The following is a 22,766-nucleotide window of genomic DNA, read 5'->3' as shown; positions in this document are numbered from 1 at the left end:
AGTTGAGATTATGCAGTCTGAGCGAATGCTCAACCGACCTGAGATATAGAGCAAATATGAGTAACGGAAAGATTAAGGTTCTGATTCCCCAACTGCCGACGGCCGATGCAATCCTGCCTTACCTCAGGCGTATCGACGAGAAGCGGACATACAGCAATTATGGCCCGCTCGCGACCGAATTTCGCGACCGTCTGAGTGCATTAACTGGGGCGGCGGGTGCCACCCTCACGAGCAACGGCACGACGGCGATCGAAGTCGTGCTGAGAATCCGGGCTCGTCCGGGCGCGCGCTATTGCCTGATGCCTTCTTATACCTTTATCGCGAGTGCGCATGCAGTCTGCAACGCCGGGCTCACGCCTTATTTGCTCGACGTGTCCGAGCAGACGCTTACGCTGACGCCGGAACTGGCGAGAGCCGCGCTGCGCGAACTCGACGAGCAACCCGCGGCGGTGCTGGTCGTGAGTGCGTTCGGTGCGCCGCCCGATCAGGCCGCATGGCAGGCGTTCGAAGAAGAGACCGGAGTCCCGGTCGTCTTCGATGCGGCTGCGGCGACGACGTCGATCAAATCGGTGGGCAGACAGCCACTATGCGTTAGTCTGCACGCCACCAAGGCACTGGGCATCGGCGAAGGTGGTGCGATCCTCTGTTCGGACAAGGAATTGATCGAGCGCGCAAGTGCGATCACGGGTTTCGGCTTCCTCGGCGCAGAGCGTGTATCGGCCATTCGCGCGGGCAACTACCGCATTTCCGAATACGCTGGCGCGGTCGGTTTGGCTGTGCTCGACGCATTACCTGAACGGCTCGCGGAGTTGCAGCGCCTCACAGACGGCTACCGTGCGCGCCTTGATTCCGGCAAGCGCTCCCGTCTTCAGGAACACGTGGGCGAAAACTGGCTCACGATGACCCTAAATGTGATATTGCCAACGGATTCGGTAACGCAAACCATCTCGCGGCTCGACGAGGAGCAGGTCGAATGGCGTCGATGGTGGGGCTTTGGCTGTCACAAGCATCCGGCATTCGCTGACTTGCCGCGCGGCGATCTGACGACTACGGAGTCGATTTCGCATCGGGTGATCGGCCTGCCTTTCCATAACCTCCTTTCCGACGTCGATCTGGATCGAATCGTTCGGTGCTTGCCATGACGCCTCTCCTTTCCTACATCGTTCTGTCCTACAACTACGAGCACTATATCGATCATACGATTCGAAGCATTCTGCGCCAGACCATTCAGGACTTCGAGATCGTGGTTGTCGACGATTGCTCGAAGGACAACTCGGTGGAAGTCGTGAAGAGCTTCCGCGATCCGCGGATTCGGCTGCTGTGCAATGAAAAGAATCTTGGCGGCGCGGGCAGCTACAACCGCGCTGTATCGGCTGCGCGCGGCGAATGGCTCGTCAATCTGGATGCGGATGACTGGATCGCACCTCACAAGGCAGAAGTTCAGCTCGAATTCGCGGAGAAGCATCCGGATGTGGATATCATCGGCAGCTACGTCGTTTTTCTCGATGCGGACGGCGCCCCGCATGCCAACGCCGAAGTCCTCGAAGGTACGGTCAATCAGCCGCATGAGTTCGGTCGCGTGGATACGTGGGTCGGCACTAACAATCTATGCCGCTCATCGGTCATGATGCGGCGCTCGGCGCATATGCGCATCGGTCTTGACGATCCGAACATGGCGCGCGCTCCCGACTACGAGCTCTGGACGCGCGCCTTGCGCGAAGGCTGCGGCATTGCGACGGTACCCGAGAAGCTCACCTTTCTGCGGTTGCACTCGAGTGGCGTGACGCATGCCGATCCGCTCGGCACGCTGCTCGAAATTGCCTATGCGATGTTGCGCAACCTGATGCCGCTTGCGGAGCAACGCTCCTTGTACCCGACGATTCAGCGCATTCTGGCTTGGGTCTGCCGGAATCAGGAACTGAGCCGCCTTCTCCCGATCCAGCGCTATCGGTTGATGGGCATGATGATGCAGGCGACAGAGATCGGAGATTTCGCGAGTTTCAAGTCGACCCTCTCGAGTCCTGAACATGACGCGGAGTGGCTGACGACGGGTCGCCGCGCGATGGCGTTGTTCAGCGACGGTGCTGGCCCGTATCAAGACGTGCGGACGCTGCAAAAGGAGGTTGCGGCTCAGGTTGCTGCAGCCGAATACTGGCGGCAGCACAGCCAGACTTGGGAGCGCGAGTACATGAACGTCGCGCGCGCTTCCTGAGCCTGTTGTTCTTTCTCTGAGCGATCAGCGCCCGTCCACTCGGAATGGCCCGGATCTTCGGTCACTCTACGCTTGCAGCAATGAACAAGCCAAAAATACTCGTACTTCTTCCGTTCCTCGTTCAGGGGGCGCTGTCGATCAACGTCATGCGCGCGATGCGGTCGCGCGGTTTCCAGGTGACGATCGCTTTCTGCGATGACGCGTCGTCCGTATACAAGCCGGATGCGCTCGAGGACTTCGCCGCCGATGGCTGCGCGCTCGATCTGATCGGAGTGAATCATCCACATCGGCCGCAAGTGCTGCTGAAGGAAATCGACAATCGCGGGATCGATCTGGTTCTGCAAATCGGTGCCAATGACCTCTACCATCAACTCCCGTACATTAAGGAGCGACGCCCGGAAATTCGGCTCGTCGACACCCTGTACAACGAGTTCGGGCACACCATCAATCACTTCCTCTACGAAAATTGTTACGACGGCGTGATTGTGGAGAGCGAGTACATGCGACGCTTCGTCGAAGGCTCTTCACTCAAGGAGAGCCCGAACATAGTCGTCGTAAATAACGGCGTCGATCTCACGAAGTTCCATCCTTCGAAGCTGCGCGTGGCGAGTCGTTCACTCGTGGTGGGCTACGTTGGCCGAATGTCAGACGAGAAGAACCCCCTCGGATTCGTGTCGATGGCGGAAGTGCTCGCTGAAAATGATCCTGGCCTGGTCTTTGAACTCTACGGCAGCGGTAATCAGGCCGATGCTGTGCGTCAGCGAATCGAGGAAAGCGGGGCGCGTTCGCGCATCAGGTTCAAGGGCTTCGTTGAGCATACTCCCGAGGCGCTGCATAACCTTGACGTGCTTGTCGTACCGTCGAAGTTCGACGGACGGCCCAATATCGTCATGGAGGCCAACGCGTGTGGCGTGCCCGTGATCGCCTCGCCGGTTGGTGGCTTGCCAGAGATGATCGAAGAGGGACGCAACGGCTACCTCGCGTCACCGCGTGAAACGCCACGGATTGCAGATCTTCTGCGTGAATGGACCGCACACCCTGAAGCCCTGCAACGATTGAAGCAAACCTCGTTCGCGCTCGCGCACGAGCGTTTTGGTCGCGACGCGATGCTCGACGCCTACGAGAACGCTTTCTGCCACTTCGACGAATAAAGCAGAAAATGGCCGTGAGGCTCCGCGTGAGTTAGGGTGACAGATCACGTGCTCCCTCTCTGCCGCCTCGGCCTTCATTTTGTTTGGTGGTCAGCGAGTATGTTAAAAGATGTGGTTCGTGTATCGTGAAGGGCGGCCAGGGATATAGAGCACGATACCAGGCGCAAAAAAGCGACGGATGTGGAGGGGCAACCTACGTCGGCATGCAATGTGAAGCATGCTGCTAGCACACCGGCGGCAACTCAACCATCATTTCCTGCAGGATAAATGCGCCCGCTTACCGAACATGCTCGGGACGCTAGCGCATCGTTCGACGTCGTACGGCTTAGGTTGTCGCGCTCTGCGCGACAGTAAATTCAAATCAATTTGATAGACAATTTACCGTGAGCTTGCGCTATTGCGATTTATTGATCATCGACGAGATGTTGCCGTGCGATTTTTCGCCATTCCGAACCTTGGAGTATAGGCACTATCTGAACTATTTCAGTTCCCCTGTGCTTTTGTCGACTGAAGGTTGGCACGCTTGGCTCTCGAATCTTGACTTCGATGAGCAGCTTGCGCAAAGCGAACTCGAAGAATCCGTCAAGGCGAAGATTGAACGCTTTTCCGAGTTCACTTCAATTGTGCCGAAGCTGGCATACATTACGTTCCTGAATAACGCGTGGCAAGTATTTCCGAATTTGACGGAGCGCCGGATTCCGTTCGTGCTGCAGCTTTATCCAGGGGGCGGTTTCGAGCCAAATGTGGCTTCGAGCGACGAAAAGCTGCGCGAGATCGTACATTCGCCGTTATGCCGCAAGATCATCGTGACGCAAAGGCTTTCGGTCGATTATCTGCTGGAGAAGATTGGTTGCGATCCGCAAAAGATCAAACTCATTTATGGTGGTGTCTACGACACGCGCAACGGATTCGACTTCACGCGCGACAAGAAACTATTCGCGCGGGACAAGGACACGCTCGACATCTGCTTCGTTGCACATCGTTATGGCGACGATACAAAAAAGAAGGGCTACGACAAGTTCGTGGCTGTCGCGAAGGCGCTGAGCGCACAATTCGCGGCGGTGCGTTTCCATGTCGTGGGTGACTACACACCGGATCAGATTCCGCTAGACCGCGCTGCGGATCGCATTACGTTTCACGGCAAGCAGTCGGGCAGCTTCTTCAAAGAGTTCTACCCGCGCATGGACATCATATTGTCCGTGAACAGGCCGTCGGAAATCGACGCAGGCGCATTCGACGGTTTTCCGACCGGTGCATGTATGGAAGCCGGCTTTCGCGGTGTGCTCAATTGCGTGAGCGATCCGTTGAACCTCAATGTGGCGTTTTCGGACGGCCAGGACATTGTGCTTGTCGATTTTGACACGGACGAGACTGTCCGGAAGCTGTCAGGGCTGCTGAGCGATCCAGACAAGCTTTACGAAATGGCCTATGCGAACTGGCGAAAGTTTCTCGACGTGTTCGACACAGACCGCCAGCTATGGCAGCGCTCGCGTGTGATCCTTGAGCAACTGCTGCAACCGGAAGCGTTGATCGTGCGTCCGTCGCCGCAGATGAGCCTGATGGACTCCAAAGTTTTAGAGTCCGTCCGCGAGAATGGGCGGCAGGCGCTCGCAGTGGAAAAAGAGGTGTTGCGTCAACTGAACGTCAATCTGCAGGATGCCTTGACGCGGCACGATAATCTCGCAGCCGCCTACGCGACCCTCGCCAAAGGATTCGAGTCGGTGCGCAATGAGAACGCTTCGCTCAGTGCGCGTCTTGCTACTCTCACTAACGAGCTTGAGGCTATGCGTTCTTCGGATGCGGCCAAGGCGTTGCAAGTGCTCGATGCGCCTTCGTCCCATTTGCGTACCGCGGCGCCGGAACAGAGGAAGCCGGACGGCGATGCGCCACTTGGCACGCTAGAGCGTGCCGAATTTGGGGTGTTTCGTCCGGGTTGCGCGATGTCGCGGCGTGCGGGGTCTTCGCGCGCGAGCTATCGTTTGTGGCGCTTGTATCAGAACCGCAAGGTGCATAAATGAGCAACGACGACTCAGGCGCTTCGATGGGCACACGAAACTTCAATGCTGATGACTACGCCGTCGTGCTCACGTGTGGCGACAAGGACAAGTATCGACATAGCGAATGTTTCGCGAGCGAACTCGCACCTGCGTTTCTCGCGCAAGGCTTGCATGTACTCAGCCTTGATTACCTTCGCGATGTCAGAGCCGTGTCGGAGGCAGTTCGGGACAAACACTGTGTTTTTTTCGTCTGCTTCAACGGATTCGGTTCGGAACTTATGTACGCGGCGGGAACGCCTGGCGTTCTCGGATCGGTGTTCGAGTACTACGGCAAAACGCTATTCGATTTCATGCATGATTGCCCCGTACATGAATCGATGGCGCATCAGATCGGTTCGGTTGGCGAATTCAGGCGGCTGCTTTGTACCGATTACACCTACGCTCACATCGCGCGATTGCTCGGAGCAAAGAACGTGCAAGCCGTGCCCAGCATCACGTTTGCGAACACGATCACTGAAGGAGAGTGTCCACACGCGTCGCGCAGCATCGACGTTCTGCTTCCTGTCGGGCTTTCCCGTTCGGACGAGGTTCGCGAGCGGTACACCTATATGCGCAATTACAGAGACCGCGTGTTTCGCGAAATCTTCGAGAGCGTCGTGGATTTCTCGCTCAGCGACCTGAGGATCGATCCACTTGTTCAGGTTCTGATGGCGTGTCAGGAGGCTGGCATTAACGCCGACATGCGAGATGCGGAAGTGCGCTTCCTGGTCACGTCGGTTGGGGACTTCGTCAAGTTTGAGCGACGAGATCGTCTCGTCAGGGCTCTCAATCACTTGCCGGTGACGGTTATATCTGACTATGACGTGCGCGAGCGCTACCCGCATACCCGAATGAACTCGATCGGTGAGAGATCGTTTCCGGACCTGTTGCGCACCATGAGCGACGCGAAATGCGTGGTCTGTCCGGTTCAGCACCACACCGGATTTCATGAACGCGCGCTTGCCGCATTCACGGCGGGCGCTGGCGTGATCGCCGGTCCCAACGAAATTCTGGAGACGCATTTCATTCACGGCCGCGACATGCTCACCTACCAGTCGGAAGACGAGCTTGCCGATATGCTCGAAAGCGTGTTCGATGGCCAGCTCGAACTGGAGACCATGGCCCGAAGCGGACGCGAGCACGCACTGGCGCGGTTCCCCTCGGCGGCGATCGTCGAAACAATTATCTCGGGGTGGCGGCGCGCGTTTTCGTCGCGGCGCGCGTCCTGACGGTACGCGCGCTCAGTAGGCAGCCACTCATACCTGCATCGCCATGGCGATGCAGGTATGAGTGGCTGCCCTGTGCGATCGTTTCCTGGTGGGCTGCTTTCGTACCGGTAGAGGCCTCAGCCTTGGATCGGCGGTACCGGTAGATTGGGATCACCCTTACTCAAACCCCCGCGGATTCTTCTCCTGCCAGCGCCAGTGATCGACGCACATGCGCTCGATCCCGAACTGCGCTTTCCAGCCAATCAGTTTTTCGGCAGTTGCGGGATTCGCGTAGCACTCTGCGATATCGCCAGGCCGGCGTGCAACGATTTCATAGGGGACGGGGCGGCCCGAAGCCTTCTCGAACGCCTTCACGACGTCGATCACGCTATAGCCCTGGCCGGTGCCGAGATTCACGACAAAGCCCTTGTCGAGAGACACGAGCGCATCCAGCGCCTTGAGGTGCCCTTGGGCCAAGTCGACCACGTGAATGTAATCGCGCACGCCGGTCCCATCCGGGGTCGGATAATCGCCGCCGAACACGCGTAGCTTTTCAAGTTTGCCCACCGCCACTTGTGCGACATACGGCATGAGATTGTTCGGGATGCCGGCCGGATCTTCGCCGATCAAGCCGCTCTCATGCGCGCCCACTGGATTGAAATAGCGCAGCACTGCAATGCGCCAGGTCGGGTCCGAAATCTCGACGTCGCGCAGAATCTGCTCGGCGATCAGCTTGGACTGGCCATACGGGTTCGTGGCCGAAAGCGGGAAGTTCTCGTCGATGGGCGAGCGTTCGGGCACGCCGTACACGGTTGCGGACGAGCTGAACACGAACTGCTTGACGCCGTGCTGGCGCATGACGTCGAGCACCACGAGCAGCCCGTCGATGTTGTTACGATAGTACTCGATGGGCTTGGCGACCGATTCGCCTACGGCCTTGAGTGCCGCGAAGTGGATCACGCCGGTGATCTTGTGCGCTTCAAAAATGCGATTGAGGGCTTGCGCGTCGCGCACATCTGCTTCGTAGAAGGCGACTGGCTTGCCGGTAATCTGCGTGACGCGTGCAAGCGATTCCTGGCGGCTGTTCACGAGATTGTCGACCACGACCACTTCATAGCCGTCGTTGAGCAACTCAAGACTCGTGTGCGAGCCGATAAAACCGGCGCCGCCTGTAACGAGGATCGTGCCTTTGGAGTTTATTGCTGCCATTGGATATTCCCGTGTGATCGCTCTAACTGTTCAAAACGTCAATCCGGTCAATTCCCGGATCAGTTCCCGGTAGCGTTGTACCACAACCCGTTCGTCGAATTCTTTTGCAATTTTTTTTCGGCCCCGCTCGGCCATGGCGGCGCGCGCTGATGGGGTCATATCGAGCATGCGAGAAAGCGCGCCCGCGAGCGATGCCGCGTCACGTGCCGCGCAGAGCAGGCCGTTTTCGCCATCCGTCACCACTTCGCGACAGCCAGGCACGTCGGTCGCCACGATCGGGCGGCCCATTGCACTCGCTTCCATGAGCGTGCGCGGCACGCCTTCCCGGTACGACGGCAGGACGACACAGTCCGCATCGGCGATATAAGGGCGCACATCGGCGGTTTCGCCCAGGTACTCGATTACGCCTTCGCGTTCCCACGCGGCGACCTCCTCGCGCGTAATGGCGCTCGGATTGTCGACACCTACCGGGCCCAGCAGACGAAACCGCGCATGCGGATAGCGCGCGCGCAACTGGCGCGCGGCTTCGACGTACTCGCCCACGCCCTTGTCCCAGAGCAGCCGGCCGATCAGCACGAATGCAAACGCTTCGCGCTCCGGCAGCGGGGCGAACGCATATTCGTCCAGATCAACGCCTTCGCCGTGCAGCAGGCGCGCGCGCTCGGGATGCACGAGCAGGTTTTCTTGCTGGAAGGCGGCTTCGTCATCGCGATTCAGGAACCAGACTTCGCGAGGGAACCGGAAGGCGAAGCGGTAGAGGCGCTTGGCCACCTGCGCCGCACGGCTCTTCTGGATGAACACGTAGCCGAGCCCCGTCGTCACCGCCACCGATGGCACGCGCGCGAGCCACGCGGCGACCGAGCCGTAAATATTCGGCTTGATCGTGTAATGAAACACGACGTCAGGCTTGAGCGCGCGATAGTGCTTGAAGAGGGCGAGCAGCGTGCGCAGGTCGTCGAGCGGATTCGTGCCCTTCGAAGCGACGGGCAGGTCGACACAGTTGCAGCCCATCGCCGCAAGCGGCTCGAACGTGCGGTCGCGCGGCGCGATGATCGTGACTTGCGCGCCGGCTGCGTTGAGTGCGCGCAGGAAGCCCTGGCGATAGGTATAGATCGCCCACGCGGTGTTGCAGACAAGGGCGATGTGCAACGGGAGCCGTCGGCTTGGAGCTTCGCGCTGGGCTAGTGCGGATGGGGCAGCGGGGGAATTCACGAAGGCTTGTTCGCTGATGAGCGTCGATGAATGGATGAGGCTGGGGCATGGCTCTTGCGTGCCGCGTCGCCGGGGCCCCATTTTAGCCGAGCGTGGTTGAGCCTCGTCGGAGCGCTCAACCGTGTCCCGCCAAATACCGTGGGTTGCTTGCCGCGCTGCGCGTTCGCCTCTCCTCGGCTAAACTGCCGGCCGCGCGGCCCGCCGCAGTGCGCTATTTTCTCCGAGTCCCATCCATGCTCCGTTCCCTGGCCGCTCTCCTGATCTTCCAGTGTCTTGGTGAGAGCGTTTCCTACGTGTTCTCGCTGCCCGTTCCCGGTCCCGTGATTGGCATGTTGCTGCTGTTCGCGTTTGCGATATTCCGGCCCGATGCGGCCGAGGCGCTCGAGCCCACCGCGCTCGAGCTGCTGCGCCATCTTTCGCTGCTCTTCATTCCGGCGGGCGTGGGCATCATGGTCTCTGCACAGGCCGTGCGCGGCGAGGCGCTTGCGGTGATCGCGAGCCTTGTCGTGAGTACGACGCTTGGCATCGCAGTAACTGCGCTCGTCACCCGTGCGCTGCTGCGGCGTCAGCGTGGCCGCGATAACGCAGGGGAGAGCGCGTAATGAATCCGCATCTGCCGCTCGCGAAGCTCGACGCTATCTGGGTGTATCTCGCAGCCTCGCCGCTGCTCGGTCTCACGGTCACGCTCGTCGCGTACCTGATCGCGCTGAGCATCTACACCCGCGCGAAACACAACCCGCTCGCCAACCCGGTGCTGATTGCGGTGGCAATCGTGGTCGTCGCGCTGAAGATCACCGATACGCCGTATCGCACCTATTTCGAGGGCGCTCAGTTTGTCCACTTCCTGCTCGGGCCCGCAACGGTGGCGCTTGCGCTGCCGCTGTATCGGCAGTGGGGCAAGCTCAAGCGTAGCGCTCTGCCGCTTCTTGGCGGACTCGTGGCGGGCTCGCTTACCGCAATCGCTTCAGCAGTCGGCATCGCCAAGATGTTCGGTGCTTCGCATCAAACGCTTGCGTCGCTCGCGCCGAAGTCGGTCACGACACCCATCGCCATGGCCGTCGCCGAGAAGGTAGGCGGCATTCCCTCGCTCACTGCGGTGCTCGTGATCTCGACGGGCGTTTTTGGGGCGGTGAACGCGCGCTGGATTCTCGATGTCGTGAAGGTGCGCGAGCCCGAGGTGCGCGGTTTTGCGATCGGCGTGGCCTCGCACGGCATCGGGACAGCGCGGGCGTTTCAGGTGAGCGAGGAGATGGGCGCGTTCTCAGGTCTTGGCATGGGGCTGAACGGGGTGTTCACGGCGTTTGTCGTGCCTGTTTTGCTGCCAGTGCTTCTGCAGTGGTTGTAGAGTGTCGCCGGTATCCGGCGTGACGCTCCAACCGGTCCCTTGGACCTCTTCGCCTTCGTCGTGTCAAATGAGCTGCAAGGCTGCGTCGAGTTATTCCATACGATTGCGGTCAAGGTAGCGGCGGACGTGGTTTGCACTAGCAAACAATCAACCACTGGCGCCTGCTTGTTCCAGAAATCCCCCGTCCCTCACAGGGACGGAGGATTTCAACCGGGAGAAGCTCATTCTCCCCTCCTGAAAACGGGGCGGAAGGACGGGAGGAAATTTTAGACGACCACCGGTACGCGCAACGCATATACGACCGGCTGTCCCAACGGGGCAGACTCACGCCCCGCCGCAAAACGTGTTTCCATTGATCCGCGAAGTCAACGCGAGCGCGTGCTGGATCCCCTAAAACGCGCACAGCACCGGCATAAGACTTTGCTGGTTCGGTTATAGGATTTTGTTAATTTCGTGAAGCAACATGTCGTGTCACTCTCCCTCTACACCACCGAACCGAGAGGAGACAAGCATGTCGAGCGCCGAGCGAGAAGCATTTGCACGCGATGGAGTGACGGTTTTGCGGGGCGTGTTCACTGACTGGGTGGACGTTTTGCGCGATGGCGTGGACTTCAACGAAAAGCACCCCGGGCCAGACTTTCGCGACTACACCAAGGGCACGTCGTCAGGACGGTTCTTCGGAGACTATTGCAACTGGCAGCGTATCGAGCCGTTTCGCCGGTTCGTCGAGGAAAGCCCGGCGGGACGCATCGCAAGAGACCTGATGGCATCGAAGCGCGCGCGCATCTTTCACGAGCACGTTCTCGTCAAGGAGGCGGGCGCGGACAAGATCACGCCCTGGCATCACGACGAACCCTACTATTGCGTGAGCGCCGAGCAGTCGGTGAGCATGTGGGTGCCGCTCGATCCTGTGCCGCGCGAAACCACGCTCGAATTCGTCGCCGGCTCGCATCGCTGGGGAAAACTCTTTCGACCGCGGAAATTTACGGGTATCGCGTATGACCGCAACACTGATGCACTGGAAGAAATGCCGGACATCGACGCTCATCGCAGCGACTACGAGATTCTTGGTTGGGATCTGAAGCCCGGCGACGCAGTGGCCTTTAACTATCTCACGGTGCACGGTGCCCCGGGAAATCGGTCGAGGTCCATTTCCCGGCGCGTGGTGTCGTTTCGCTGGCTCGGCGACAATGCAGTGTATGTCGACAGAGGCGGCGAAACTTCGCCGCCGTACCGCCATCTGGCCGATCGACTCGCTCCGGGCGATCCGCTGCCGGAAGAGGAATTTCCGTTCGTCGTCTGATCGTGCATGGCGCCAAAGCGGTGGAAGGCATATTCGGCATCAGTCACAGATCCGGTGCGCTATGAAGCTATAAAAGTCGCGTAGCGTGCCTTCCAGATTCTCGGCGGAGAGTGGCCCGGGCGAATAAAACGTCGAACTCAGCCCTTTTTGCAACGTCTCCAGCTTTGCACGGTCTTCGGCATTGAACGCGTTGGCGAACGCAACGTATCGTTCGATGCTGTCCTTTCCCGGTGCGCGTTCGTGCCCGGCGATACCCCACCTCAGCGCGACCTGATCGGTTGCAGCTGGCCTCAGGCAAAGATAGATCGTCTGATGAGGCATGTAGGTGACGACGAGGTTGGGAAAAACGCTGAAGAGAAAACTGGATCGCCGTTCGATCTGCGTGAGGCTTTCGTGAAATGGCGCGCGCTGAGGCGAGTCGAGTGTGTAGTGCGCGCGATAGGCCGAGAAGTGGCCGTTTCCGGGCACGTATTCGCAAAGCTCGGTTGGCGTCACCGGCCTCAAGGTTCGTGGATGGGTGGCGTTCAGGTGATAGCCCTCCATGAAGTTCTCCGCCAGACACTTCCAGTTTGTGTTCCAGACCTCCTCCTGGAAGTGGTAAAGCTCGCGACCCTCGTTGTGATAGTTGCGGATATGAGCCTCGAGAGGACGAAGCGCATCGCCGAGCGACGGCGCGTTGCCATCGATGTTCACGAAGATGAAATTTTGCCAGATCGTCGAATGGATTTTTGGCAGCGCGCATCGCGCGGCATCGAGATCCTTGCAATCTTGCATCAGCGGAGCGCGTTTGAGCCTGCCGTTGAGTTCGTAGCTCCACGCGTGATACGCGCAAGCGTGCACGCGCGCATTGCCACGGCCGAGCGCAACCAGATTGCCGCGATGCCGGCACACGTTCGCGAGCACATGAATTTCACCCTGCGCGTCGCGCTGAACCAGCAGCGGTTCTCCGACTATTTCAGTCGTGTAGTAGTCACCTGCATCAGGAATTTCGCCCGCGTGGCCGACGCAAACCCAGGTGCGTCGAAAGACGCGTTGTCGTTCGAGTTCAGCGAAGTGAGCGGAGGTATAGAACGCCCCTGGCATGCCGTGCGTCGCGCGACCGGGGGGCCGCGACAATGTCGACAGCCGGTCCAGCAGCGCCCGGTCGCCTGGCGCAAGGATATCGGTAGCTACAACTGCTGGCGCATTCATCACTGTTCAATCTCCTGACCCGGTCGAGCGCCGATGCTCATAAAGTAATCGGGTTAAAACAACGGGGAAACCATTGTTTTTCAATGCGCTTCCCAGCTTTTCTCTATGCAGGACTGCCTCAGGAAACGGGCGAATGCGTTGGGTAGCCGAGATAGTTCGGCCACCGCTATCATTCATGGCTTCAGCACATACCCAGCGAGCCCGAATGTCGCCTCCATTCACGTTGCGCCAGCTTAAATACTTCGTTGCCACGGTGGACTACGGGAGCGTTGCGGAGGCCTCGCGAAAACTCTTTATCGCGCAGCCGGCCATATCGGTTGCCGTCAAGAGCCTCGAAGAAGGGTTCGGCACACAGCTCATCATCCGGCATCACGCGCAGGGTATTTCACTGACTCCGGCTGGCACGCGCTTCTATGAGCGCGCGAAGGCGCTTCTTCAGTCCGTACACGAATTCGAGCAAAACGCGCTTGCCGATGGGGATGTTTCATCGGGCCGAGTGGACATCGGCTGTTTCGAGACATTCGCACCGCTGTATCTTCCGGGTTTGATCCGCGGCTTCAACACGCTTTACCCCGGCATCGAAATCAAGGTGCGGGATGGAGATCAGGATGAGCTTTTGCAAGGGCTCGAGAAAGGTCGCTTCGATCTTGTCGTGGTGTACGAGCCAGGACTCGACGAGACGCTCTCCACGCACATACTGGCGGCGGGCCAGGCTCCGTATGTCTTGTTGCCGGCGACGCACCGGCTGGCTGGAGCAGGGCAGGTCAGTCTCTTCGATCTATGCGACGAGCCACTGATTCTGCTCGATGTCGCACCGAGCAGAGACTATTTTGTCGCTCTGTTCGAACCTTACGGGCTAAGCCCGAAAGTCGGGTTCCGTTCGCCGTCGCTGGAACTGGTTCGCGGCATGGTGGGTCAGGGGTTCGGATATTCCCTTCTGGTCACGCGCCCGCACGCACCGACTACCTATGACGGGCACGAAGTCGTTGCGGTCCAGATCAAGGAGCCGGTAGCCGGTTCAGCCCTGGTGGCTGCCTGGTTGAAACGAAATCAGCTGACCGTGCCCGCTCGATTGTTCCTGGAGTACGCCGAGAGCCGATTTCGCTCGATGTCCGATTCCTGAGCCGTTTCGCCCCTTCCTGGGCAGATCAGATTAGCGTCTGACTCGCGGCTGCAGCGCGGCTACGCAGCCAGTTGATGCTCATGAACAACAGCACCGCGAACACGATCAGCATGGTCGCCACGGCCAGAATCGACGGATCGATGGAGTCCCTGATGCCGCTCCACATCTGTCGCGGAACGGTCTTTTGATTGGGGCCGCCGATGAACAGAATGACGATCACTTCATCGAACGAAGTTGCAAAAGCGAATACGCTTCCCGTCGCTACCGCAGGTGTGATCATCGGAAGCGTCACGCGCCTGAACGCGACCCATGGCGGCGCACCTAGCCCGGACGCTGCGCGCAGCAGGCTCTGATCGAAAGACAGCAGCGACGCCGTCACCGTGATGACCACAAACGGCGTGCCGAGCGCGGCGTGCGCAAGAATAACACCGGGGTACGAATTCACGAGCCCGAGCGGAGCGAACACGAGATAGAAGCCCGCCGCGACGACGACAATCGGCACGATCATCGGGGAGATGATGATCGGCATGACGATCGAACGTAGCGGAAACTGCGTTCGCGACAGGCCGAGCGCTGCCAGCGTCCCGAGACAGGTCGCAATCAGCGTGGACGCAGCGCCTATCCCGACACTGTTCAGAAGCGCAAGTTGCCAGTCCGCACTCGTGAGTGCCTGCTCATACCAGCGCAGCGAGAATCCTTGCAGCGGATATGAAAAGTACGAGCCGGAGTTGAACGAGAGCGGAATGATCGCGAGAATCGGCGCGACCAGAAAGAACAGAACGAGCGCGCAATGCACGCGTGCCCAGCGGAAAGCGACGCGCTCCGTTAGTACCGTATTGCGTTTGTCTTGCATGATCGTTCCTCTGGCTATACGGGTGCGGTATATGCCTCAACCAAACCGCAAACGGTCGATTCCGACGATGCGATTGAAGATGAAATAGAAAATCGCGGTAAAGATCACGAGATAGGCCGATAGCGCGCCCGCGAGTCCCCAGTTGAGTTGCGTGTTCGTCTGGTTCGCGATGAGTTGGCTGATCATCTCGTCGCCCGCGCCGCCGAGCAGGGCCGGGGTGATGTAATAGCCGAGCGCCAGCACGAACACAAGGAAGCATCCCGCTCCGACGCCTGGCAAAGTCTGGGGAATATAGACGCGCACGAAAGCCGTGAAGGGGTGCGCGCCCAGCGACCTGGCGGCGCGCAGATACACTGGCGAAACGCCTTTCATCACCGAAAAAATCGCGAGGATCATGTATGGCAGCAGCACGTGCGTCATGCCGATCAACACGCCTGTGCGATTGAAAACGAGCGCTACAGGATGCGTCACGAGGCCGAGGCTCATCAGCAGGCTGTTGACGACACCGCCCGGTTGCAGGAGCACGTACCACGCCGTCGTGCGCACCAGCAGCGAGGTCCAGAACGGCACGATGACGAACAGCATCAGTTTGCTGCTGCTTTTCTCGGGCAGATTCGCGAGCAGCCACGCAACGGGATAACCGAGCAGCAAGCAAAGCAAGGTGACGGTGAAGCTGATGGAGATCGTGCGCAAGAACGCTTCGCGATAGACCGTGGCGTTCGCCGGCAGCGAGACGATCGAGCCCTGGGGCGTCACCTTCGCGTCTACGGCGTTCAAGAGATAGTCGGGCGTCGGCGAGGTGGCGGCACGTTTGAGCAGACGCCACGTCTCGGGCGAGTTCCAGCGTTCATCGATTTCGATCAGCGCCGGCTTCCACGCGGCAGGCGCATCGTGGCGAACGCCGCGCGCCGTTTTCAACAGCAGGCTGCGGAATTCCGGTTGCGCGAAGTTCATGCGTCTCGCGACAGTGCCGAGTTCTCCGCTTTGCTGCGCGTCCTTTATTCCGGATGCGAGCAGGGCGAACGTGTGTTCGTCGGGCACGCCAAGGCCGTCCCATGCATCGAGCGCGCGGGATAGCGCTGGCATGCTGTCGGGCACTTCGCTGTTCTGCACGCTGCGGGCGAGCAAAAGCGCGATGGGTGCAATGAACGTCGACAGCAGGAACACGATGAGCGGAAGCGCCAGCATCAGCGCTCGAATCGAAGCACGGCGTTGCGCCTTTTGATAAGACGCGCGGCCGGCGGCTCTCGTCGGAGAGCCCGTGGCCGGAGAACTGGCCGTCATGGGCTTATGGGTAGTCGCGGTCACAGCGGGCTCTCTTTCGATGGGCGTTTTACTGCGGAATTACTGCGTCAGCCAAACCTGGAAGCGCTTGTTGATCTCGTCGGCGTTATCGGCCCAGAAGGTCGAATTGATCTGGATGGCGCGCTTGAAGTTATCCGGCGCGGTCGGCAGATCGGCGAGCCGTTGTTTGTCCACGAGCGCAATCGCGTCCTTGCGCGGCGGCGCATACGCGATGTACTTCGAAAGATCGGCATAGGCTTTCGGCTGCGATGCGAACGCGATGAACTTCGCGGCCTCGTCGGCATGCTTTGCGCCCGCCGGAATTCCCCACCATTCATAGTCGTAGACCTGCGCGTCCCAGACGATCTTGAACGGCTTCTGATCCTTCTTCGCGGCGTCGTCGATTCGGCCGTTGTACGCCTGTGTCATCACGACGGCGCCGTCGGCGAGCAGCTGAGGCGCCTGCGCACCGGACTCCCACCACACGATGTTCTTCTTGATCGTGTCGAGCTTCTTGAAGGCACGGTCGACGCCCGCAGGCGTTCCGAGCACCTTGTAGACGTCTTTCGGATCCACGCCATCGGCAATGAGCGCCCATTCCATCGAACCCTTCGGCGACTTGCGCAAGCCCCGCTTGCCGGGGAATTTCTTCAAGTCGAAGAAGTCGCTGATGGTCTGCGGCGCAGTCTTGAGCTTGCTCGCATCGTAGGCGTAGACCGTGGACCACACCATGCTTGCCACCGCGCAGTCGCTGATGGATCCGGCAATGAAATCGCTCGTATTGCCAAGACTCTTCTTGTCGAACTTCTTGAGGAGCCCTTCGTCGCAGGCCGTGATCGCGTCATTGCTCTCGAGATCGATGAGATCCCATGTCGTGTTTTTCGCCTGCTCCATCGCCGAAAGCTTCGCGAGGCCGCCATCGTACGATTCCAGCGAAAAATTGACGCCGGTCGATTGCGTGAATGGATCGAAATAGGCCTTTTTCGCCGCCGCCTCATAGGCGCCGCCGAAGGTGACGACATTGAGCGTCTGCGCAGCTTGCGCCGAAACGGAAGCGAAGGCGACTACAGCGAGTGCAGCGCATTGTGCTTTGATGTGAGTGCGCATATCAGTTGGCTCCTGCGGGTGCGGTCGAGATGATGGAAGGTGAGGGCGATGCTGGGGGAGGCACTGCGGGGGCGCTGCGAGGTGCGCTCGCAGCGAGAATCTTGCAGTCGTCGTGGCGCCAGGCCACCTCGATGGTGTCGCCGGCCGCCGGCAAGCTGTGGCGTTGCGTGTTGGGGACCTTTACAACGAGCGCGTCGCGCGCGCCGAGCGTCAAATGCACCCGGTGGTGATCGCCGCAATACACGAGTTCCTGTACCCTGGCGCGCACGACGTTGCTATGCGTGTCGGCTTCTGTTTCCTCCGCGCCGCGAATATGCGCGCGCTCGGGACGCAAGGCGAGCATCGCCTCGTTTCCTTCGCTCAGGTCTTGTTCACAGCGGCCGCGAATGACGCTGCCATCCGAGAGCATGAGGGTCGCCCAGTTGTCATTCACCGTCACGACGCGTCCGCGCAGGCCGTTGTTCTCGCCCACGAAGTTCGCGACGAAGGCGTTGCGCGCGTTTTCATAGAGCTCGGTGGGCGACGCGGCCTGCTGGATGCGACCATCGGAAAAGACCGCGACCCGATCGGACATGGTCAAGGCTTCCGCCTGATCGTGCGTCACGTAGACGATGGTGAGCGACAACTCGCGATGCAGTCGCATGATTTCGTACTGCATGGTTTCGCGCAGCCGCTTGTCGAGCGCGCCGAGCGGCTCGTCCATGAGGACGACGCTCGGTTCGAAGACGAGTGCGCGCGCCAGCGCCACGCGCTGCTGTTGTCCACCCGAGAGTTGCGCTGGACGCCGGTTGGCCAGATGCGGCAACTCGATCATCTCCAGCGCTCGCTTCACGCGCACTTTCTGGTCTGCGCGGCTCACACGTCGCACGGATAAGGGAAATGCGACGTTCTCCGCAATCGTGAGATGCGGAAAGAGCGCATAGTTTTGAAAGACCATGCCGATGTCACGCTGGTGCGGTGGCTTGTCGTCGAGACGCTTTCCGTCGAGGCGTATTTCGCCTTGCGTGGGCGACTCGAAGCCCGCAAGCATCATGAGCGTGGTCGTTTTGCCCGACCCCGACGGACCAAGCAGCGACAGAAACTCGCCCTTTCGCACATCAAGGTTCAAATCGTCGACCACGTAATTCACGCCGTCGTACGACTTGCTCACACCTGAGAACGAAATGAAGGATGGGTTAGACATCGTGATAGCGTCCTGTCGAGGGTGCTTCGATTAACGCGCAGTGAGCTTCGACGCGAGATAACGGGCGAAGTCAAAGTTCGGACGTTCGAGGTGGCTCAGGTGCCCGGGCTTGGCAAGCGGCGCATGCACGCCACGAAATACCGCTTCCACGCCGCGCTTGTCTTCCGCATTCACTTCGTCGAGCAGTGTCTTGAGCGTCGCCATGTGCGCGTTGGCTTCGGGATCGGCGATGAATTCGGGCGCAAGCCCGCCGCCGAAGCGGATATGCACACGGCCGACGCCCTGCGGCTGCAACACCAGATACCAGAAGTAACCCGGCGTCAGGGTGATGAGATGCGTCGGATAGATCGCGAGCAGCGCGGTGGTCTTGCGCCAGTGTCCGGTCAGGCGGTTGTTGTCGGGATGAGCGTTCCCGATGGGAAGCGACGCTTCCTTCGTGATCCAGTGATAGTTGAACGCGGGATAACCCGGCGGGCATTCCATCTCTTCGAGTCTGGAATGCGGCCCGACCGTTGCGCGGTGCAGCATCGGCAGGTGATAGCTTTCCATGAAGTTTTCGGCGAGGATTTTCCAGTTGGTATCCCAGACGTGCTCTTCATAAAAGGTCTCGATGTAGTCCGTCATGCCGTAAGCGCCAATCAGGTCGCTCAGTTGCGCGAGCTGCTGATGAACCGGCTGTGCGTCTTGATCGAGTGTCACGTAGATCCAGCCTTGCCATTCTTCGCAGCGGATCGCCGGCAACCGGTAGCTTTCCTTGCAGAAGCCCACTTGCTGGTCCATCAGGGGTGCGCCCTTCAGTGCGCCGTCGAGCCCATAATTCCACGCGTGATACGGACAGATGATCCGTCGTATGTTCCCTCGGCCTTCGAGCAGAACAGACATGCGATGCAGGCACACATTCGACATTGCGCGCAGCCCCATCTTTTCGTCGCGCACCACGACGACCGGTTGAGACGCGATGTTCGCGGTGAGGTAGTCGCCAGGCGCCTTCAGCGCGCTTGCACGCCCCACGCATTGCCATTCCTTCGCAAAGATCGCGCGCTCTTCGAGCGACAGGAACTCGGGCGACGTGTACACGCCGGGAGGCATCGAGCGAGCATCGCTGAATGGTCGTTCGCAGCCGGTCACAAGTGCGTCGACCAAAGCATGGGCTGCCATTTGCACGGTGTGCACGGTGGGGTTTTCCATGAGGCGCTCCTGATGTCGAGTGCGTTCGCGCTACGGGGAAAATCTGCGCTTTAATCGTCTCGTCTGACAGGTAATCTACCAAGCCAAATTACCAGTCAAAATATTGTTTTCGGATACTAAAGACAGGATTTGGCTATGCAGGCTTGCGAAGCAAGTGCGCGCCGTTGTGATGGTCCGTCACGTGTCGAGCTTCAGGCGGCGTATATAGCTTTCGCTAAACGATGAGAACCGGGCCACTACCTGGCGCGCTTTCATCGTTTTTGATTGGGCGATCCCGAGCGTCGTTGCGTTGACGTTGTCCCTGAATCGCTTGATCACGAACTCGCTGCCGTCGACGGTTCGCGTCGAACTCAGCGGGAAGTTCAGGATGCTGTAGCCAAGCCCGTTGGCGACCATCCCCCGCACCACTTCGGGCTGCGACGAACGAAAAGCCGGCACGGGCCGGCTGCCTACGGCATCGAAGAGCGCGGCGAAATAGTCCCGGCTGTGCGGCAGGTCCAGCATCACGTAGGGTTCGTCGATCAGATCCTGCAGCGATACCTTGCGCGCGCGCGCGAGCCGATGCGTGGCCGGCAGGATCGCGTAAGGCGGCAAGGGGAGCAGTGGGGTAAACGCGATGTCTTCGGTCAGGTCGAGACTGTAGGTGAGCACGATATCGAGCGAACCGTCGTGCAGGCCTTTTAATAGCTCGTCCTGATGCGCCTCGACGGTGCGAAAACTGATGCCGCTATGCTCGCTCGTAAAGCGGCTGATGAGCCCCGGCATTAGCGGCGGCGCCAGAGAAACGAGGCAGCCGAGCGCAATCGATCCCGTCATGCCACCGTCCATTTCGGTGGCGGTCATCTGCAGTTCTTCGGCAATCTTCAGGAGATTGCGTGCCTGGCCGAGAAGATCGCGCCCCGCCTGAGTGAGCGACAGGCCGCTCGCATGATGCCGGATGAACAACTGCACGCCGAATGAAATCTCCAGATCGGCCAGAGCGGTCGAGATGGATGGCTGCGAAATATGCAGCCGCTTTGCAGCGGCCGTGAACGACAGGACTTCGGCAGTCACCACGAAGTACCGCAACTGGCGCAGCGAGTAACGCAACGGCTGACTTTCCATAAGCTTCGCTCCGGGTTGACGTCCTCAGATGGATCGCATTGTGAAGTGATCAAAAATCACTGCATAGCCGAATCCGATGCTCTGCATTTTTTTAATATATTTTTCGGATTTTGCAAGCGGGCGTAGATTCCTATCCGAAAGATTACGCAGGGTGTCTGGAGGCGGCGCGAAGCCGACGCAAGCACACCGAACTTTGCTCCTTCGAAGGACTCAGCCATGACAGTCGAAATAAAGGCAACGGACACGCTCGTTGTGGGCGCAGGGCAAGCTGGTATCGCCATGAGCGAGCACCTGGGCAAGCTCGGCGTCCCGCATATCGTGCTCGAGCGCGATCGCATCGCCGAACGCTGGCGCACCGGGCGATGGGATTCGCTCGTCGCCAACGGGCCTGCCTGGCACGATCGTTTTCCCAACCTCGAATTCGCTGATTTCAATCCCGACGGCTTCCCGGGGAAAGAGCAGATCGCAGACTATTTTGTTGCCTATGCGAAGAAGTTCGACGCGCCAATTCGCACCGGCGTCGAAGTAAAGAAGGTCGTGCGCAATGTCGGGCGGCCCGGCTTTACCGTCGATACAACGGACGGAACGTTCGAAGCGCAGCGCGTCGTCGTTGCGACCGGACCGTTTCAGCGGCCAGTGATTCCGCCCATCGCGCCAACCTCGGATCGACTCACGCAGATCCACTCCGCCGACTATCGCAATCCGCAGCAATTGCCTGAAGGCGGCGTGCTGGTGGTCGGCGCCGGATCGTCGGGCGTGCAGATCGCCGATGAATTGCAGCGTTCGGGGCGACGCGTCTATTTGTCGGTGGGCGCGCACGATCGTCCGCCGCGCGGGTATCGCGGACGCGACTTCTGCTGGTGGCTCGGCGTGCTCGGCGAATGGGACGCGGAAGTCATGAAGCCGGGCCGCGAGCACGTGACCATTGCGGTGAGCGGCGCGCGCGGCGGTCATACGGTCGACTTCAGGCGCCTCGCGCAGCAGGGCATCACGCTCGTGGGCCTGACGAAATCGTTCAACGGCACGGCCGTTACGTTCGAGGCCGATCTCGCCGATAACATCCGCCGCGGCGACGAGAACTATCTGTCGCTGCTCGATGCAGCCGATGCCTATGCTCGACGCAACGGCCTCGATCTTCCCGAGGAGCCCGAAGCGCGCATCATTGGCCCCGATCCGGAGTGCATGACGCATCCGCTTTCCGAACTCGATCTGGCGAAGGCAGGCGTGACGTCGATCATCTGGGCCACCGGTTATGCGGTCGACTTCAACTGGCTGAAAGTCGATACGTTCGACGAGAAGGGCAAGCCCAAACATCAGCGCGGCGTCGCGAAGGAGCCGGGCATCTATTTCCTCGGTCTGCCATGGCTTTCGCGCCGCGGCTCCGCGTTTATCTGGGGCGTGTGGCACGATGCGAAGCATATTGCCGACCACATCGTCACGCAGCGCAAATACCAGACCTATTACGATACGCCGCAACGCCATGTGGAAGACAAGCGCGTCGAAAGCGTCGAGAGCGCATCCGACGAATCGAAGGTCCGCAAGGTCAGCGAGATGGGCGTGAACTGATTTCGAACATATCCAGCAAGGTGCATCGATGAGTCAACCTACGCATACCCGTATCCGCATGTTCAACACGAAGGATACGTACCCCAATCAATCGCTCGACAACGATCTTTGCCAGGCCGTGCGTGCCGGCAACACCGTCTACGTGCGCGGCCAGATCGGCACGGACTTCGACGGCAATCTCGTCGGTCTCGGCGATCCGCGCGCGCAGGCCGAGCAGGCGATGAAGAACGTGAAGCAGTTGCTCGAAGAGGCGGGCAGCGATCTCTCGCATATCGTCAAGACGACAACCTATCTCACCGACGTGCGCTTTCGCGAGCCCGTGTATCGCGAAGTCGGCAAATGGCTCAAGGGCGTATTCCCCATTTCCACCGGTCTCACTGTCGTGGCGCTGGGGCAGCCGGAATGGCTGATGGAAATCGACGTGATCGCCGTCATTCCCGACGGATGGGTGCCGCCGCAGGCCTGAAAGACGTTAAAGGGGTGTTAAAGGG

General features: G+C 59.7%; 20 protein-coding genes. 11 read left to right on the top strand and 9 right to left on the bottom strand.

All coding sequences use genetic code 11. The features are described from left to right. The first annotated feature begins 2 nt into the window (after positions 1 to 2). From PWP93_RS09610 to PWP93_RS09590, 5 genes are all read left to right on the top strand, one after another. Complete coding sequence (locus PWP93_RS09610) at positions 3 to 1,142, top strand: DegT/DnrJ/EryC1/StrS family aminotransferase (RefSeq protein ID WP_421044309.1); 1,140 nt, start codon at positions 3 to 5, stop codon at positions 1,140 to 1,142. Continuing rightward, positions 1,139 to 2,212 carry a glycosyltransferase family 2 protein gene (locus tag PWP93_RS09605; RefSeq protein WP_421044308.1) on the top strand — a complete coding sequence of 358 codons (1,074 nt, stop codon included), beginning with the start codon at positions 1,139 to 1,141 and terminating at the stop codon, positions 2,210 to 2,212. The genes PWP93_RS09610 and PWP93_RS09605 overlap by 4 nt, the downstream gene beginning before the upstream one ends. Positions 2,213 to 2,292: 80 nt before the next feature. Next, positions 2,293 to 3,363 carry a glycosyltransferase gene (locus tag PWP93_RS09600; RefSeq protein WP_421044307.1) on the top strand — a complete coding sequence of 357 codons (1,071 nt, stop codon included), beginning with the start codon at positions 2,293 to 2,295 and terminating at the stop codon, positions 3,361 to 3,363. Positions 3,364 to 3,746: 383 nt separating this feature from the next. Then, positions 3,747 to 5,381 (top strand): glycosyltransferase family 4 protein, encoded by a 1,635-nt coding sequence (locus PWP93_RS09595; RefSeq protein ID WP_421044306.1) that lies wholly within the window; start codon positions 3,747 to 3,749, stop codon positions 5,379 to 5,381. After that, positions 5,378 to 6,628, top strand: a complete 1,251-nt coding sequence (locus PWP93_RS09590) for a glycosyltransferase (protein ID WP_421044305.1) — start codon at positions 5,378 to 5,380, stop codon at positions 6,626 to 6,628. The genes PWP93_RS09595 and PWP93_RS09590 overlap by 4 nt, the downstream gene beginning before the upstream one ends. A 156-nt stretch (positions 6,629 to 6,784) precedes the next feature. Here PWP93_RS09590 and galE read toward each other — a convergent pair whose 3' ends face one another. Both galE and PWP93_RS09580 read right to left on the bottom strand, forming a co-directional pair. Then, entirely contained in the window at positions 6,785 to 7,807 is a 1,023-nt protein-coding gene (gene galE, locus PWP93_RS09585) for a UDP-glucose 4-epimerase GalE (RefSeq protein ID WP_421045057.1), read from the bottom strand. Between the two features lie 39 nt (positions 7,808 to 7,846). Further along, entirely contained in the window at positions 7,847 to 9,109 is a 1,263-nt protein-coding gene (locus PWP93_RS09580) for a glycosyltransferase family 4 protein (protein ID WP_421044304.1), read from the bottom strand. Positions 9,110 to 9,261: 152 nt separating this feature from the next. Here PWP93_RS09580 and PWP93_RS09575 point away from each other — a divergent pair, with 152 nt between their 5' ends. The 3 genes from PWP93_RS09575 to PWP93_RS09565 all read left to right on the top strand — a co-directional run bounded on the left by PWP93_RS09575 (position 9,262) and on the right by PWP93_RS09565 (position 11,676). Beyond that, positions 9,262 to 9,630, top strand: a complete 369-nt coding sequence (locus PWP93_RS09575) for a CidA/LrgA family protein (RefSeq protein WP_421044303.1) — start codon at positions 9,262 to 9,264, stop codon at positions 9,628 to 9,630. Then, on the top strand, positions 9,630 to 10,373 hold the full coding sequence (locus tag PWP93_RS09570) for an LrgB family protein (protein ID WP_421044302.1): 744 nt from the start codon (positions 9,630 to 9,632) through the stop codon (positions 10,371 to 10,373). Before PWP93_RS09575 ends, PWP93_RS09570 begins: the two co-directional genes overlap by 1 nt. A gap of 511 nt (positions 10,374 to 10,884) precedes the next feature. Then, the gene (locus PWP93_RS09565; RefSeq protein WP_421044301.1) at positions 10,885 to 11,676 is read left to right on the top strand and encodes a phytanoyl-CoA dioxygenase family protein; all 792 of its coding nucleotides are present in this window, start codon (positions 10,885 to 10,887) and stop codon (positions 11,674 to 11,676) included. A 39-nt stretch (positions 11,677 to 11,715) separates the two neighbouring features. Here the strand turns inward: PWP93_RS09565 and PWP93_RS09560 are convergent, their stop codons facing one another. After that, entirely contained in the window at positions 11,716 to 12,867 is a 1,152-nt protein-coding gene (locus PWP93_RS09560; RefSeq protein ID WP_421044300.1) for an aromatic ring-hydroxylating oxygenase subunit alpha, read from the bottom strand. 205 nt (positions 12,868 to 13,072) lie between these two features. Here PWP93_RS09560 and PWP93_RS09555 point away from each other — a divergent pair, with 205 nt between their 5' ends. Next, complete coding sequence (locus PWP93_RS09555; RefSeq protein WP_421044299.1) at positions 13,073 to 13,990, top strand: LysR family transcriptional regulator; 918 nt, start codon at positions 13,073 to 13,075, stop codon at positions 13,988 to 13,990. A gap of 25 nt (positions 13,991 to 14,015) precedes the next feature. Here PWP93_RS09555 and PWP93_RS09550 read toward each other — a convergent pair whose 3' ends face one another. From PWP93_RS09550 to PWP93_RS09525, 6 genes are all read right to left on the bottom strand, one after another. Then, positions 14,016 to 14,843, bottom strand: coding sequence for an ABC transporter permease (locus tag PWP93_RS09550; RefSeq protein ID WP_421044298.1), 828 nt, complete (start codon positions 14,841 to 14,843; stop codon positions 14,016 to 14,018). Positions 14,844 to 14,879: 36 nt separating this feature from the next. Continuing rightward, entirely contained in the window at positions 14,880 to 16,127 is a 1,248-nt protein-coding gene (locus PWP93_RS09545) for an ABC transporter permease (RefSeq protein ID WP_421044297.1), read from the bottom strand. Positions 16,128 to 16,187: 60 nt separating this feature from the next. Further along, the gene (locus tag PWP93_RS09540) at positions 16,188 to 17,234 is read right to left on the bottom strand and encodes a polyamine ABC transporter substrate-binding protein (RefSeq protein ID WP_421044296.1); all 1,047 of its coding nucleotides are present in this window, start codon (positions 17,232 to 17,234) and stop codon (positions 16,188 to 16,190) included. Position 17,235: 1 nt separating this feature from the next. Then, positions 17,236 to 18,417, bottom strand: coding sequence for an ABC transporter ATP-binding protein (locus PWP93_RS09535; protein WP_421044295.1), 1,182 nt, complete (start codon positions 18,415 to 18,417; stop codon positions 17,236 to 17,238). A gap of 30 nt (positions 18,418 to 18,447) precedes the next feature. After that, on the bottom strand, positions 18,448 to 19,605 hold the full coding sequence (locus PWP93_RS09530; protein WP_421044294.1) for an SRPBCC family protein: 1,158 nt from the start codon (positions 19,603 to 19,605) through the stop codon (positions 18,448 to 18,450). 177 nt (positions 19,606 to 19,782) lie between these two features. Continuing rightward, on the bottom strand, positions 19,783 to 20,709 hold the full coding sequence (locus PWP93_RS09525) for a LysR substrate-binding domain-containing protein (RefSeq protein ID WP_421044293.1): 927 nt from the start codon (positions 20,707 to 20,709) through the stop codon (positions 19,783 to 19,785). A 216-nt stretch (positions 20,710 to 20,925) separates the two neighbouring features. Between PWP93_RS09525 and PWP93_RS09520 the strand changes: the two genes are divergently transcribed. Both PWP93_RS09520 and PWP93_RS09515 read left to right on the top strand, forming a co-directional pair. Beyond that, on the top strand, positions 20,926 to 22,275 hold the full coding sequence (locus PWP93_RS09520) for a flavin-containing monooxygenase (protein WP_421044292.1): 1,350 nt from the start codon (positions 20,926 to 20,928) through the stop codon (positions 22,273 to 22,275). Between the two features lie 28 nt (positions 22,276 to 22,303). Beyond that, positions 22,304 to 22,741: a RidA family protein gene (locus PWP93_RS09515; protein WP_035526458.1), complete on the top strand. Its 438-nt coding sequence runs from the start codon at positions 22,304 to 22,306 to the stop codon at positions 22,739 to 22,741. The last annotated feature ends 25 nt before the right edge of the window (positions 22,742 to 22,766 follow it).

This window comes from Paraburkholderia sp. A1RI-2L (assembly GCF_048957375.1).
Taxonomy (GTDB): Bacteria; Pseudomonadota; Gammaproteobacteria; order Burkholderiales; family Burkholderiaceae; genus Paraburkholderia.
Note: the sequence above shows the minus strand (reverse complement) of the source record. Positions and strands in the feature narration are given on the sequence as shown.

Coding starts and splice junctions, on each gene's coding strand:
- PWP93_RS09590 (WP_421044305.1), top strand. CDS start 5,378: ATGAGCAACGACGACTCAGGCGCTTCGATGGGCACACGAAACTTCAAT.
- PWP93_RS09550 (WP_421044298.1), bottom strand. CDS start 14,843: ATGCAAGACAAACGCAATACGGTACTAACGGAGCGCGTCGCTTTCCGC.
- PWP93_RS09565 (WP_421044301.1), top strand. CDS start 10,885: ATGTCGAGCGCCGAGCGAGAAGCATTTGCACGCGATGGAGTGACGGTT.
- PWP93_RS09540 (WP_421044296.1), bottom strand. CDS start 17,234: ATGCGCACTCACATCAAAGCACAATGCGCTGCACTCGCTGTAGTCGCC.
- PWP93_RS09570 (WP_421044302.1), top strand. CDS start 9,630: ATGAATCCGCATCTGCCGCTCGCGAAGCTCGACGCTATCTGGGTGTAT.
- PWP93_RS09525 (WP_421044293.1), bottom strand. CDS start 20,709: ATGGAAAGTCAGCCGTTGCGTTACTCGCTGCGCCAGTTGCGGTACTTC.
- PWP93_RS09555 (WP_421044299.1), top strand. CDS start 13,073: ATGTCGCCTCCATTCACGTTGCGCCAGCTTAAATACTTCGTTGCCACG.
- PWP93_RS09605 (WP_421044308.1), top strand. CDS start 1,139: ATGACGCCTCTCCTTTCCTACATCGTTCTGTCCTACAACTACGAGCAC.
- PWP93_RS09520 (WP_421044292.1), top strand. CDS start 20,926: ATGACAGTCGAAATAAAGGCAACGGACACGCTCGTTGTGGGCGCAGGG.
- PWP93_RS09560 (WP_421044300.1), bottom strand. CDS start 12,867: ATGAATGCGCCAGCAGTTGTAGCTACCGATATCCTTGCGCCAGGCGAC.
- PWP93_RS09530 (WP_421044294.1), bottom strand. CDS start 19,605: ATGGAAAACCCCACCGTGCACACCGTGCAAATGGCAGCCCATGCTTTG.
- PWP93_RS09515 (WP_035526458.1), top strand. CDS start 22,304: ATGAGTCAACCTACGCATACCCGTATCCGCATGTTCAACACGAAGGAT.
- PWP93_RS09580 (WP_421044304.1), bottom strand. CDS start 9,109: ATGGGGCCCCGGCGACGCGGCACGCAAGAGCCATGCCCCAGCCTCATC.
- PWP93_RS09600 (WP_421044307.1), top strand. CDS start 2,293: ATGAACAAGCCAAAAATACTCGTACTTCTTCCGTTCCTCGTTCAGGGG.
- PWP93_RS09575 (WP_421044303.1), top strand. CDS start 9,262: ATGCTCCGTTCCCTGGCCGCTCTCCTGATCTTCCAGTGTCTTGGTGAG.
- PWP93_RS09545 (WP_421044297.1), bottom strand. CDS start 16,127: ATGACGGCCAGTTCTCCGGCCACGGGCTCTCCGACGAGAGCCGCCGGC.
- PWP93_RS09535 (WP_421044295.1), bottom strand. CDS start 18,417: ATGTCTAACCCATCCTTCATTTCGTTCTCAGGTGTGAGCAAGTCGTAC.